This window comes from Pseudomonas silensiensis (assembly GCF_050434865.1).
GTDB lineage: Bacteria > Pseudomonadota > Gammaproteobacteria > Pseudomonadales > Pseudomonadaceae > Aquipseudomonas > Aquipseudomonas fluorescens_W.
Genome location: NZ_JBNDJH010000003.1, coordinates 1 through 13907 on the forward strand (window position 1 = coordinate 1; position 13907 = coordinate 13907).

Genomic DNA, 13907 nt, shown 5'->3' on the forward strand with positions numbered 1-13907 from the left:
TCAGTTTTTTGGGTGTTTTTGTTTTTTACACCGCCGTCTTTTAAAAAACCCTGTGTTGGGGGGGGGGGGGGGGGGGGGGGGGCGGCCTGCGCCCCCCCCCCCCCCCCACCCCTGGCTCCTACAACAGCACGCGCCACCTCCCTCATCTCCACGTTTAATGTTCGAAAATTTTCCTTTAGCGGCCCTTCGATCAGTATTTTCAATCGAAGTTAACTGGCTGTGGGCGACTTTATGGGCTACCATTTTCGCAAATGAACATTAATGTTCGAATTCCAATACAGAAAATCATAAAAGCCCGAGGCTAGCCGATGCCCACTTCTACCTTGCCTACGCCCCCTCTCGCTGAGATCTACGATATCGCCGTTATCGGTGGCGGGATCAATGGCGTGGGGATCGCAGCGGATGCCGCCGGTCGCGGTCTTTCGGTGTTTCTTTGTGAGAAAGACGACCTGGCCAGCCACACCTCGTCAGCCAGCAGCAAGCTGATCCACGGTGGCCTGCGCTACCTTGAACATTACGAATTCCGTCTGGTGCGCGAAGCCCTGGCCGAACGCGAAGTGCTGTTGGCCAAGGCCCCACACATCGTCAAGCAGATGCGCTTCGTGCTGCCACATCGCCCACACCTGCGTCCAGCATGGATGATCCGCGCCGGTCTGTTCCTTTATGACCACCTCGGCAAGCGGGAAAAACTAGAAGGCTCGAAAAGCCTGAAGTTCGGCCCGGACAGCCCACTGAAAAGCGAAATAACCAAAGGCTTCGAATACTCCGATTGCTGGGTCGACGATGCTCGTCTGGTGGTCCTGAACGCCATGGCCGCCCGCGAAAAAGGCGCCCACGTTCACACCCAGACCCGTTGCGTCAGCGCCCGTCGCACCAAGGGCATGTGGCACCTGCATCTGGAACGCGCCGATGGCAGTCTGTTTTCGATCCGCGCCAAGGCACTGGTAAACGCCGCCGGCCCATGGGTCGCCAAGTTCATTCGTGACGACCTGAAGATGGAATCGCCGTACGGCATCCGCCTGATTCAGGGCAGCCACCTGATCGTTCCGAAACTGTACGAGGGCGAACACGCGCACATTCTGCAAAACGAAGATCAGCGCATCGTGTTCACCATTCCGTACTTGAACCACTTCACCCTGATCGGCACCACCGACCGCGAGTACACCGGGGATCCGGCTGCCGTTGCGATCACTGAAGGTGAAACCGATTACCTGTTGAAAGTGGTCAACTCCCATTTCAAGAAACGCATCAGCCGCGACGATATCCTGCACAGCTATTCCGGTGTTCGCCCGCTGTGCAACGACGAATCCGACAACCCGTCGGCTGTCACTCGCGACTACACCCTGGCGCTGTCGGGCACCGGCGAAGAAGCGCCGCTGTTGTCGGTGTTCGGCGGCAAGCTGACCACCTACCGCAAACTGGCCGAGTCGGCGCTGGCGCAACTGGCTCCGTACTTCAAAGACATCAAGCCGAGCTGGACCGCCAGCGCTACCCTGCCGGGCGGCGAAGACATGACCACCCCGCAAGCCTTGTGCGCCTTGATCCGTGACAAGTACGACTGGGTGCCGACCGAAATCGCCCGCCGCTGGTCCACCACCTACGGCAGCCGCACCTGGCGCATGCTGGAAGGCGTGCAGAATCTCAGTGATATGGGCGAACACATCGGCGGCGGGCTCTACACCCGTGAAGTCGATTACCTGTGCAGCGAAGAGTGGGCGACCACCGCGCACGACATCCTGTGGCGCCGCAGCAAGCTGGGGCTGTTCACCACCCCGGTGGAACAGGAAAAACTCAAGGATTACCTGAACAAGGTCGAACAGAACCGCAGCAAGATCGAAGCGGCCTGATCGCAAATCCGGTTAAACGAAAGCCCCTGAATCGAGAGATTCAGGGGCTTTTCGCATGCTGCCAGACACTAAACATCCCCTGTGGAATCGTCGCACCGCCGCTCCCACAGGGGGATTTCGGCGCCCTCGGGATTTCATTCGGTTTTCCGAACGCGACTTGCCGGTCGATTCGGTTAACCGGATTCTTCAACATCAAAAACCTCGCCACAAATATTTAATCCCCTTATAAATCAATGTATTGACCTGACTGTCCTGGCCTGGCACGAGTCATGCTCTACACTCTTGGACGAATGTCCGCTGAGCCAACCCTTCAGGAGCCGGCAAGCATTCAAAGCACAAAAAGGGCCGATGAACTGGCTCCATATAAAAACAATGTCGAGGAAAATTTGATGCGCATCGTTCCCCATCTCCTGGGCGCAGCCATTGCTGCCGCTCTGATCAGCACTCCAGTTTTCGCCGCCGAGCTCACCGGCACCCTGAAGAAGATCAAAGAGTCCGGCGTTATCACCCTCGGACATCGTGACGCTTCCATTCCGTTTTCCTACATCGCTGATGCTTCCGGCAAACCGATGGGCTACTCCCACGATATCCAGCTGAAAATCGTCGAAGCCATCAAGAAAGACCTCGACCTGCCGAACCTTCAGGTCAAATACAACCTGGTCACCTCGCAAACTCGTATCCCGCTGGTGCAGAACGGCACCGTGGACGTCGAGTGCGGCTCCACCACCAACAACGTCGAGCGTCAGCAGCAAGTTGACTTCTCCGTCGGTATCTTCGAAATCGGTACCCGCCTGCTGTCCAAGAAAGGTTCCGCGTACAAGGATTTCGACGACCTCAAAGGCAAGAACGTCGTGACCACCGCCGGCACCACGTCCGAGCGCATCCTCAAGTCGATGAACGCCGACAAACAAATGGGCATGAACGTCATCTCCGCCAAAGACCACGGCGAATCCTTCCAGATGCTGGAATCGGGCCGTGCCGTCGCGTTCATGATGGACGACGCGCTGCTGGCCGGTGAAGCGGCCAAAGCCAAGAAGGCGGATGACTGGGCCGTAACCGGCACTCCACAATCCTTCGAAATCTACGGCTGCATGGTCCGCAAGGGCGACGAGCCGTTCAAGAAAGTCGTGGATGACGCCATCGTTGCAACCTACAAGTCCGGCGAGATCAACAAGATCTACGAAAAATGGTTCATGGCGCCAATCCCGCCAAAAGGCCTGAACCTGAACTTCCCGATGAGCGACGAGCTCAAGGCCCTGATCGCCAATCCGACCGATAAAGCGGCTGACGAAAAGAAATCCTGATTTCTGACTAACCTTATCTCCTGAGAGGGCCCCTGCCCTTTCAGGGGATAGTCATTCCCTGCTGGCATTTCTGGAAACACTCGAACCGGTGGCTGTCGAGCCGCTCGTGTGTGCCTGACCGTCAAGGTTGGGCGGGAACGGAGCTTCCCCAGGCGGGCACTTGTACATCGAACGATCTGAGGGGAGACCCTAATGAATTACAACTGGGACTGGGGCGTGTTCTTCAAGTCCACCGGCGTGGGCAGCGAGACGTATCTCGACTGGTACGTCGCCGGTTTGGGCTGGACCATCGCCATCGCCGTCGTGGCCTGGATCATTGCCCTGCTGCTGGGCTCGATTCTGGGTGTCATGCGCACCGTACCGAACCGCATCGTATCGGGCATCGCGACCTGTTACGTCGAACTCTTCCGTAACGTGCCGCTGCTGGTCCAGCTGTTCATCTGGTACTTTCTGGTGCCCGATCTGCTGCCTCCGGACCTGCAAGAGTGGTACAAGCAGGATCTCAACCCAACCACCTCGGCTTACCTCAGTGTTGTCGTCTGCCTGGGCTTGTTCACCGCCGCTCGCGTTTGCGAACAAGTGCGTACCGGTATCCAGGCGCTGCCTCGCGGCCAGGAATCCGCCGCTCGCGCCATGGGCTTCAAGCTGCCGCAAATCTACTGGAACGTGCTGCTGCCCCAGGCTTACCGGATCATCATTCCGCCGCTCACCTCGGAATTCCTGAACGTGTTCAAGAACTCTTCCGTCGCGTCGCTGATCGGCCTGATGGAGTTGCTCGCGCAGACCAAACAGACCGCCGAGTTTTCCGCCAACCTGTTCGAAGCCTTCACCCTGGCAACGCTGATCTACTTCACGCTGAACATGGGCCTGATGCTGCTGATGCGCATGGTCGAGAAGAAAGTGGCCGTACCGGGTCTGATCTCCGTAGGGGGTAAATGATGGAATTCGACTTCTCGGGCATCGTCCCGTCCCTGCCGGGTTTGTGGAACGGCATGGTCATGACCCTGCAACTGATGGCACTGGGCGTGTCCGGCGGGATCATCCTCGGCACGATCCTGGCGCTGATGCGCCTGTCCCACAGCAAACTGCTGTCGAACATTGCCGGCGCCTACGTTAACTACTTCCGCTCGATTCCACTGCTGCTGGTCATCACCTGGTTCTACCTGGCGGTGCCGTTCGTACTGCGCTGGATCACCGGCGAAGACACCCCGATCGGCGCGTTTGCCTCGTGCATCGTGGCGTTCATGATGTTTGAAGCAGCGTACTTCTGCGAAATCGTCCGGGCCGGCGTACAGTCGATTTCCAAGGGCCAGATGGGTGCAGCCCAAGCCCTGGGCATGACGTATAGCCAGATGATGCGGTTGATCATCCTGCCGCAAGCGTTCCGCAAGATGACCCCGCTGCTGCTGCAACAGAGCATCATCCTGTTTCAGGACACCTCGCTGGTCTACGCGGTCGGTCTGGTGGACTTCCTCAATGCCTCGCGTGCCAGTGGCGACATCATCGGTCGCTCCAACGAGTTCCTGATCTTTGCAGGTCTCACGTACTTCACAATCAGCTTTGCCGCCTCGCTGCTGGTCAAGCGTCTGCAAAAAAGGTTTGCCGTATGATCTCTATCAAGAATGTCAACAAGTGGTATGGCGACTTCCAGGTACTGACTGACTGCAGCACCGAGGTCAAAAAAGGCGAAGTGATTGTGGTGTGCGGGCCGTCCGGTTCCGGCAAATCCACCCTGATCAAATGCGTCAATGCCCTGGAACCGTTCCAGAAAGGCGACGTGGTGGTCGATGGCACGTCCATCGCCGACCCGAAGACCGACCTGCCGAAACTGCGTTCGCGCGTTGGCATGGTGTTCCAGCATTTCGAACTGTTCCCGCACCTGACCATCACCGAAAACCTGACCATCGCGCAGATCAAGGTGTTGGGCCGCAGCAAGGAAGAAGCCACCAAGAAAGGCCTTCAACTGCTTGAGCGCGTCGGGCTGTCCGCCCATGCGCATAAGCACCCGGGCCAGCTCTCCGGTGGTCAGCAACAGCGTGTGGCAATTGCCCGTGCGCTGGCGATGGACCCGATCGTCATGCTGTTCGACGAACCGACTTCGGCGCTGGACCCTGAAATGGTCAACGAAGTGCTCGACGTGATGGTGCAACTGGCCCACGAAGGCATGACCATGATGTGCGTGACCCACGAAATGGGCTTCGCCCGTAAAGTGGCGGACCGGGTGATTTTCATGGACCAGGGCCGGATCATCGAAGACTGCAAGAAAGAGGAATTCTTCGGCGACATCAATGCCCGCGCCGAGCGTACGCAGCATTTCCTCGCCAAGATTCTGCAGCACTAAGACGGTACTGGCTTGCCCTTGTGGCGAGGGAGCTTGCTCCCGCTGGGTCGCGCAGCGGCCCCAAAACCTGCCAATGCATGATGTCAGACACACCGCATTGACCGGTTTTACGACTGCTTCGCAGCCGAGCGGGAGCAAGCTCCCTCGCCACAGGTTCCGCATTCGACTGGAAACCAGAGCAAGCCTGTTGCCACGCTGGTTGACCCAAGGCATCTGTGATGAAATGCGACCCCACTCTCTATCGCGCCGCGCCGCCATCACTCGCCGTGAAACCCCGTCTGATTCGCCATCTGTTCCTGCCGCCGCTGGTCATCGCCCTGATGATCGGATTGGGTTACATCGGCTTCTGGGTCAGTGAACACTACGGGATCCGCAGCCTCAGCGAGAACGGCCAGCGTCAGCTGGAACTGCACGCCCGCGCCGTCGAGAGCGAGATCAGCAAGTACACCTACCTGCCCAGCCTGCTGGAACTCGAATCCAGCGTTTCGAAGCTGTTGGCCGACCCGTCGCCGGAACACCGACAGACGGTCAATGAATACCTCGAAGGCCTGAACCGGCGCAGCCGCAGTCGGGCTATCTATGTGATGGACACCACCGGCCGTGTCATGGCCACCAGTAACTGGCGCGATGTCGACAGTTACCTGGGCGAAGACCTGTCCTTCCGCGCCTATTTCCAGAATGCCGTTCGCGGTCAGCCGGGGCGTTTCTACGGCATCGGCAGCACCAACGGCGAGCCCGGTTATTACCTGGCTCATGGCCTGGAAGAACAGGGCAAGATCATCGGCGTCGCGGTGGTCAAGGTCCGCCTCGAAGCCATGGAAGAACGCTGGCAGCGCGCGCGGCTGGAAGCGTTCGTCAGCGATGAGAACGGCATCATCATTCTTTCCAGCGATCCGGCACGGCGCCTGAAATCGGTTGTACCACTGAGCGACGAAACGAAAGAAAAACTCGCTCGCAGCCTTCAGTACTACTGGTTCCCGCTGAACGAACTGCAACCGCTGGCCCGGGAAAAACTGGCCGAAGGCGAGGAAAAACTCACCTTCCCCGCCAACAGCGAAGTGGAATCCGACGATGAAGACATCAGCTACCTGTCGCAAACCCGTCCGCTGAGCGACACACCATGGAATTTCACCCTGCTCACCCCCCTGCAGGATTTGCGTCGCGAAGCGATCAATCAGGGGATTCTGGTGGCGGTGGCGTTTGCCCTCGTGGCGTTCCTGCTGATCGCCTGGAACGAGCGGCGCAAGGTCATTGCCACGCGTCTGGCCGCCCGGGAAGCCTTGCAGGAAGCCAACAATCAACTGGAGCGTCGGATTACCGAACGCACCACTGATCTGCGCGCCAGCAACGAACGGCTCAAGGGCCAGATCCGCGAACGGCGTCTGGCCGAAGAGACGCTACGCCGCGCCCAGGATGAACTGGTGCAGGCCGGTAAACTCGCGGCCATCGGCCAGATGTCCACCAGCATCGCCCACGAATTGAACCAGCCATTGGCGGCGCTCCGAACCTTGTCTGGCAACACCGTACGGTTTCTGGAACGCGGTCAACTGGACGTTGCCAGCACCAACCTCAAGACCATCAACGAACTGATCGACCGCATGGGCCGGATCACCGCCAGCCTGCGTTCATTCGCTCGACGCGGCGACGACAAAGGTCAGGCCAGCCTCGGCAAAGCGGTGGATGCAGCCTTACAGTTGCTCGGTGGTCGCGTGGAAAGCACGCACCTGCAACTGCACCGAGACTTCGCCGATCTGCAGGTGCAGATCGACCAGACCCGTCTGGAGCAGATTCTGGTCAACCTGATCGGCAACGCCCTCGACGCCATGCAGGCACAGCCGCTGCCAGAACTGTGGCTCGAAGGCGAAGAGTTCGATGGTAAATATCGCCTTCGTGTACGCGACAACGGCCACGGCATCGACGCCGAAGCCCGCAAACATCTATTCGAACCGTTCTTCACCACCAAACCCGGCGAACAGGGCCTGGGCCTCGGCCTGACCCTTTCCGCCAGCCTGGCCGCCGCCACCGGCGGGCACTTGGGTGTCGAGCACCCGGCCAGCGGTGGTACCACCTTCGTCCTCAGTTTACCGTTGGTAAGCCCCACTCACGCCGAGCCAATATGAACAATGACCTTAGTGTGCTGATCGTCGAAGACGACCCCCATGTGCTGCTCGGCTGCCAACAGGCGCTGACCCTTGAAGACATTCCCTGCGAGGGCGTCGGTAGCGCCGAAGAAGCGCTGGAGCGAGTCGGCGACAACTTCGCCGGCATCGTCATCAGCGACATCCGCCTGCCGGGCATCGACGGTCTGGAATTGCTGACCCGTCTCAAGGCCCGCGATCGTAGCCTGCCGGTGGTGCTGATCACCGGTCACGGCGACATTTCCATGGCCGTCGGCGCGATGCAGAAAGGCGCCTATGACTTCATGGAGAAACCTTTCTCCCCCGAGCGTCTGGTCGATGTGGCGCGCCGTGCGCTGGAGCAACGCAGCCTCGCGCGGGAAGTCTCTTCGTTGCGCCGGCAACTGGCGGAGCGGGATTCCCTCGAAGGCCGGATCATCGGCCGCTCGCCCGCCATGCAAAACCTGCGGGAATTGATCGCCAACGTCGCCGATACGTCGGCCAACGTGCTGATCGAAGGCGAGACCGGCACCGGTAAAGAGCTGGTTGCGCGTTGCCTGCACGACTTCAGTCGGCGGCACACCAAGCAGTTCGTCGCGCTGAACTGCGGGGGTCTGCCGGAAAACCTGTTCGAAAGCGAAATCTTCGGCCATGAAGCCAACGCCTTCACGGGCGCTGGCAAACGGCGGATCGGCAAGATCGAACACGCCGACGGCGGCACGCTGTTCCTCGACGAAGTGGAAAGCATGCCGCTGCCGCTGCAGATCAAACTGCTGCGGGTATTGCAGGAACGCACCCTGGAACGTCTCGGCTCGAACCAGAGCGTGGCGGTGGATTGCCGGGTGATCGCGGCGACCAAGTCCGATCTGGATGAGTCGAGCAAGGCTGGCGAGTTTCGCAGCGACCTGTATTACCGCTTGAACGTGGTGACCCTTGAATTACCACCGCTGCGTGAACGCCGCGAAGACATCCTGCAATTGTTCGAACACTTTCTGCAGCAATCGTCCCTGCGTTTCGACCGTGCCGTGCCGGACTTGGACAACCAGACCCTGTCGAACCTGATGAGCCACGACTGGCCGGGCAACGTGCGCGAATTGCGCAACGTCGCCGAGCGTTTTGCCCTCGGTCTGCCGGCCTTCAAGAAATCCGGCGCCAGCGGCAGCAATCAGGGCCTGGCCTTCGCCGAAGCGGTAGAAGCGTTTGAACGCAACCTGCTGAGCGACGCCCTGCAGCGCAGCGGCGGCAACCTGACCCAGGCCAGCCTGGAACTCGGGATGGCCAAGACCACGCTGTTCGACAAAGTGAAGAAGTACGGGCTGAGCCACTGATGGACCTGATTCTCAAAGCAACCCTGGGCGCGGCCGTGGTGGTGATCCTCGCCGCGCTGGCCAAGACCAAAAACTATTACATCGCCGGATTGGTGCCGCTGTTTCCGACCTTTGCACTGATTGCTCATTACATCGTCGGCAAGGGCCGTTCGCTGGAGGATTTGAAGACCACCATCGTGTTCGGGATGTGGTCGATCATTCCTTACTTCATCTACCTGGCGACGTTGTATGTCATGGTGGACCGGATGCGGCTCGAGGCTTCGCTCGCTGTGGCGGCGGTGGCCTGGTTGATGGCGGCGGCGGTGTTGGTTTCGGTTTGGGTTCGTCTTCAAGGCTGACTGATGTGATCGGTTTTAGAACCACCCCTCACCCCAGCCCTCTCCCCAGCGGGGAGAGGGGGAAAGGGAGCAGATCTTCATGTGCTTCTAAGCCTGAGTTCGACTCAGACCTTTCACGTCGCAAAATTTCAACTAGGCGCATCGGTCAGTCCCCTCGCCCCCCTGGGGCGGTCCGACGTTTCGGGAGGGTTAGGGTGAGGGGTCGATCTAGAGAGTCGCCAAAGCACCTCACCCGTTGACCGTCCCACCCTTCGCTTCACTCATGATCTGCCGAATCGCCCCGACAAACGTCTCCACTGGCTGCCCGCCCGTGACGGCGTACTGCCCGTTGAAAACAACAGTCGGCACCGAACTCACCCCGCGCGACAGCCACAACTGCTCTTCCTCACGAACTTCCTTGGCAAATTCATCCGACGCCAGTATCGCCTCGGCCCGCTGTCGATCCAGGCCAACGCTTTCGGCGATCTGCGCCAATTGCCCATGGTCGGACGGATTGCCGCCCTCGGTGAAATACAACGTGAACAGCGCCTCTTTCAGATTGAACTGCAACCCTTCCAGCCCCGCCCAGAACAGCAAGCGGTGGGCATCGAAGGTGTTGTAGATCCGACTATTGCCGTCCGTGCGAAACGCAAACCCGACCTCGGCGCCACGCGCGCGGATCATCTCGCGATTCTTCTGGGATTGCTCGGGCGTCGAGCCGTATTTCTCGGTGATGTGTTCGGTGATGTTCTGCCCTTCAGGTCCCATCTTCGGGTTCAGCTCGAACGGCTGGAAACGGATCTCGGCCTGCACCTCGTCGCCCAGCAAATCCAGGGCCCGGGTCAGGCCGTAAAGGCCGACGACGCACCAGGGGCAGGACACGTCGCTGACGAAATCGATTTTCAGGGGGGCACTCATCACACACCTCACAGACTGGAACGCGCCGGAAAGCTCGAACGATATCACCCGAAAGACCGGTGCGCGCAGCTCCCACATTTAATCGGTGGGTTACAGGAGGTTATGTTCGACCACCGGATCAATCTGCGCCCAATGCGAGGTGTCTTCACGGTGGGCCTGCAAGTACGGTAACACCGCCGCCAGCAATGGCGCCTTGAATGCTTCCTGGAATCGATGCGCCAACCCCGGAATCAGCTTCAACTGACTGCCGCGAATATGCGCCGCAAGGTGCACACCGTGCATCACCGGCAGCAACGGATCAGCCGTGCCGTGAACCACCAGCGTCGGAACGCGCAATTGATTGAGCAGCGCCACCCGACTGCGCTCGGCGAGGATCGCCATGATCTGGCGCTTCACGCCCTCTGGGTTGAACGCCCGGTCATAGGACAGCGCCGCCTGATGCAGTAGCGCTTGCCGATCATCGCTCACCGTCGGGCTGCCCAGCGCCGCCAGCAAATCGGCTTGCTGTTCCAGCGCCACTTCGCGATTGGGCGCCCCACGGCGCGACAACAGTTGCACCAACGCCGCACTCGGCGCTGGCAACCCTTCGGCCCCGGAACTGGTCATGATCAGGGTCAGGCTCTCGACCCGCTGTGGCGCCATGGCCGCCATATGCTGGGCAATCATCCCGCCCATGCTCGCGCCCAGCACGTGGAATTGCTCGACGTGCAACGCATCCATCAAGCCAAAGGCATCGTCTGCCATATCGGTCAGGGTGTACGGCGCCGACACCGGCAAACCGAGTTTGTAGCGCAGCACTTCGAACGTCAGGTTGGCATCGACGGGCGCTTGCCGCCAGGTCGAGAGCCCGACATCGCGATTGTCATAACGAATCACCCGAAACCCTTGCTGGCACAGCGCGACCACCACCTCGTCCGGCCAGTGAATCAACTGCCCGCCAAGGCCCATCACCAGCAACAACGCAGGGTCTGACGCACGGCCGATGCTCTGGTACGCCAGGCTCACCTGTGCCAGATCGACCCGTTCGGTCGGAACATTGATATCGCAACGAGACGCCGCCAAGGACGGCAGGCCGAACAACAGCGCGGCCAGGAAAACCGCTGTGGAAAAAAATCGTACACGCATGAAAAACACCGAAACGCAGAACTCCAGTAGAGCGCGAGTCTGATGAAGTTTGTTCAAGCGCGCTGCCACAGTTACGTGACAGTTTGATGAAGATCGCTGAGCGGTAATTTTCAGGACCGCGTTATCGTTTATCGCGAGCAAGCTCGCTCCCACAGGATTGATGCCGTACACAAATCTGTGATCGACCCTTACCCTGTGGGAGCGAGCTTGCTCCGGGCGGCGTTCCGACGATGGCGTCCGCACAGACGCTACATCCGTTAAGCCAATTGACTGCGCAACTGCCGCGCCGCCGCCACCATGTTCACCAACGCCGCCTCAGTCTCCGGCCACGCCCGGGTCTTCAACCCGCAATCCGGGTTCACCCACAACCGCTCCGCCGGAATACGCTTCACCGCTTTGCTCATCAACTTGACCATCTCGGCCGTGTCCGGCACCCGTGGCGAGTGGATGTCGTAGACGCCCGGACCGATGTCGTTCGGGTAGTCGAACGCTTCGAAAGCCTCCAGCAATTCCATGTCCGAACGCGAGGTTTCGATGGTGATCACATCGGCGTCCATCGCCGCGATGGACTGAATCACGTCGTTGAATTCGCTGTAGCACATGTGGGTGTGGATCTGGGTTTCGTCCCGCACACCGGAGGCGCTCAAGCGGAAAGCTTCCACCGCCCAGTCGAGGTATTCCTGCCATTGCGCCCGACGCAGCGGCAAGCCTTCACGGAACGCGGCTTCGTCGATCTGCACGATCTTGATGCCGGCGGTTTCCAGGTCCACCACTTCGTCACGCAGGGCCAGGGCCAACTGCTGCGCCTGGATTTTTCGCGAAACGTCTTCACGCGGGAACGACCACATCAGCATGGTCACGGGACCGGTGAGCATGCCTTTCATGACCTTGTCGGTCAGGCTCTGGGCATAGGTGATCCAGTCGACTGTCATGGCGGTCGGACGGCTGAGGTCGCCGTAGATGATCGCCGGTTTGACGCAGCGCGAACCGTAGCTCTGCACCCAACCGAACCGGGTGAACAGGTAGCCGTCCAGTTGCTCGGCGAAGTACTCGACCATGTCGTTGCGTTCGGCTTCACCGTGTACCAGCACGTCCAGACCCAGGCGTTCCTGGACTTGCACCGCGTGGCGGATTTCGCTGTGCATGGCGTCGGTGTAGTCGTTGGCCGACAGCTTGCCTTGCTTGAAGGCCTGGCGCGCCAGACGGATCGAACCGGTCTGCGGGAACGAGCCGATGGTGGTGGTCGGGAATGCTGGCAGTTTCAACCGCGCACGCTGCTGCTCGATGCGCTTGGCGAACGGCGATTGGCGTTGGCTGTCCTTATCACTGATGGCGTCGATGCGCGCCTGCACCTCGGCTTTGTGGATACGCGGTGACTCGGCGCGGCTGGCCTGAATCGCACGGCTCTCGGCGAGGGCGGCTTGCACCTTGGGCGATTGCGGATCGTTCAGAGCATCGCGCAACACGGCGATTTCTCCGCACTTTTGTACGGCGAAGGCCAGCCAGCTTTTCAGTTCCGGGTCGAGTTTGTCTTCGCGATCCAGATCCACCGGGCTGTGCAGCAGCGAGCAGGAACTGCTGACCCACAGGTTGTCGCCGAAGCGTTCCTGGGCCGGTTGCAGTTGCGCCAGCACTTGCTCCAGTTCGCAGCGCCAGACGTTGCGACCGTTGACCAGGCCCACCGAGAGAATCTTGTAAGTCGGCAGACGGTCCAGCACCTGGCCGAGTTGATCCGGGGCGCGCACAGCGTCGATGTGCAAGCCTTGCACCGGCAGGCTGACCGCCAGGCCGAGGTTGTCTTCCAGGCCGCTGAAGTAGGTCGCCACCAGTTTTTTCAGCGGCGAGTATTGAAGGATGTGGTAAGCGCGCTCGAAAGCGTTTTTCCAGGCCTGTGGCAGGTCGAGGGTCAGGATCGGTTCGTCGATCTGCACCCACTCCACGCCTTGTGCGGCGAGGCGACCGAGGATTTCGCCGTAGATCGGCAGCAGGCGTTCCAGCAGGTCGAGCTTGTCGAAGTCGTTGCCCTTGGCTTTGCCCAGCCACAGGTAAGTCAGTGGACCGATGATCACCGGTTTGACGTTGTGGCCGAGGGCCTTCGCCTCGTCGACTTCGTCGAACAACTGTTCCCAGCTCAGCTTGAACTGCTGGTCAGCGGTGAATTCCGGGACCAGGTAGTGGTAGTTGGTGTCGAACCACTTGGTCAGTTCCTGGGCATATTGCGCTTTGCTGTGTTCGCCGCCGCAGCAGGCAGTCGAGGCGCCACGGGCCATGGCGAACAGGGTGTCGAGGGTCGGCAGGCCGCGCGAGTCCTTGGTGCTGTCGAAACGCTCGGGGATCACACCGAAGGTCAAGGAATGGCTCAGGACCTGGTCGTACCAGGCGAAGTCGCCCACGGGCAGCAGGTCGATGCCGGCGTCTTTCTGCAATTGCCAGTGGGTGGCGCGCAATTGGCGGCCGACGCTTTTCAGCGCGTCCTGATCCAGATCGCCCTTCCAGTAGGATTCGAGGGCTTTTTTCAGTTCGCGGTCAGCGCCGATGCGCGGGAAACCAAGTGTGTGGGCCAGAGCCATGGTGAATTTCTCCCTGTAAAAGATGGTGCTATTGTCGACA

11 protein-coding genes are annotated in these 13907 nt (G+C 60.0%); 8 read left to right on the forward strand and 3 right to left on the reverse strand.

Annotated features, from left to right (window positions below; genetic code table 11):
• Window positions 1–308 precede the first annotated feature (308 nt).
• The 8 genes from glpD to QF010_RS04660 all read left to right on the forward strand — a co-directional run bounded on the left by glpD (window position 309) and on the right by QF010_RS04660 (window position 9275).
• Window positions 309–1847 carry a glycerol-3-phosphate dehydrogenase gene (gene glpD / locus QF010_RS04625; RefSeq protein ID WP_429532497.1) on the forward strand — a complete coding sequence of 513 codons (1539 nt, stop codon included), beginning with the start codon at window positions 309–311 and terminating at the stop codon, window positions 1845–1847.
• Window positions 1848–2236: 389 nt separating this feature from the next.
• A complete protein-coding gene (locus QF010_RS04630; RefSeq protein ID WP_033057458.1) occupies window positions 2237–3151 on the forward strand; it encodes a glutamate/aspartate ABC transporter substrate-binding protein in 915 nt (304 codons plus the stop codon).
• Between the two features lie 192 nt (window positions 3152–3343).
• Entirely contained in the window at window positions 3344–4090 is a 747-nt protein-coding gene (locus QF010_RS04635) for an amino acid ABC transporter permease (RefSeq protein WP_008156468.1), read from the forward strand.
• Complete coding sequence (locus QF010_RS04640; protein WP_033057457.1) at window positions 4090–4761, forward strand: amino acid ABC transporter permease; 672 nt, start codon at window positions 4090–4092, stop codon at window positions 4759–4761. The genes QF010_RS04635 and QF010_RS04640 overlap by 1 nt, the downstream gene beginning before the upstream one ends.
• Window positions 4758–5492 (forward strand): amino acid ABC transporter ATP-binding protein, encoded by a 735-nt coding sequence (locus QF010_RS04645; protein WP_033057456.1) that lies wholly within the window; start codon window positions 4758–4760, stop codon window positions 5490–5492. Before QF010_RS04640 ends, QF010_RS04645 begins: the two co-directional genes overlap by 4 nt.
• Before the next feature lie 218 nt (window positions 5493–5710).
• Window positions 5711–7612, forward strand: a complete 1902-nt coding sequence (gene aauS / locus QF010_RS04650; RefSeq protein WP_033057455.1) for a two-component sensor histidine kinase AauS — start codon at window positions 5711–5713, stop codon at window positions 7610–7612.
• Window positions 7609–8937: a two-component response regulator AauR gene (gene aauR, locus QF010_RS04655; RefSeq protein WP_033057453.1), complete on the forward strand. Its 1329-nt coding sequence runs from the start codon at window positions 7609–7611 to the stop codon at window positions 8935–8937. Before aauS ends, aauR begins: the two co-directional genes overlap by 4 nt.
• 8 nt (window positions 8938–8945) lie before the next feature.
• Window positions 8946–9275 carry a GlpM family protein gene (locus tag QF010_RS04660; protein WP_197281743.1) on the forward strand — a complete coding sequence of 110 codons (330 nt, stop codon included), beginning with the start codon at window positions 8946–8948 and terminating at the stop codon, window positions 9273–9275.
• Between the two features lie 228 nt (window positions 9276–9503).
• Here the strand turns inward: QF010_RS04660 and QF010_RS04665 are convergent, their stop codons facing one another.
• The 3 genes from QF010_RS04665 to metE all read right to left on the reverse strand — a co-directional run bounded on the left by QF010_RS04665 (window position 9504) and on the right by metE (window position 13867).
• On the reverse strand, window positions 9504–10172 hold the full coding sequence (locus QF010_RS04665) for a DsbA family oxidoreductase (protein WP_033057450.1): 669 nt from the start codon (window positions 10170–10172) through the stop codon (window positions 9504–9506).
• A 90-nt stretch (window positions 10173–10262) separates the two neighbouring features.
• Window positions 10263–11297, reverse strand: a complete 1035-nt coding sequence (locus QF010_RS04670) for an alpha/beta fold hydrolase (protein WP_429532498.1) — start codon at window positions 11295–11297, stop codon at window positions 10263–10265.
• A gap of 257 nt (window positions 11298–11554) precedes the next feature.
• On the reverse strand, window positions 11555–13867 hold the full coding sequence (gene metE, locus QF010_RS04675) for a 5-methyltetrahydropteroyltriglutamate--homocysteine S-methyltransferase (RefSeq protein WP_429510972.1): 2313 nt from the start codon (window positions 13865–13867) through the stop codon (window positions 11555–11557).
• Window positions 13868–13907 lie beyond the last annotated feature (40 nt).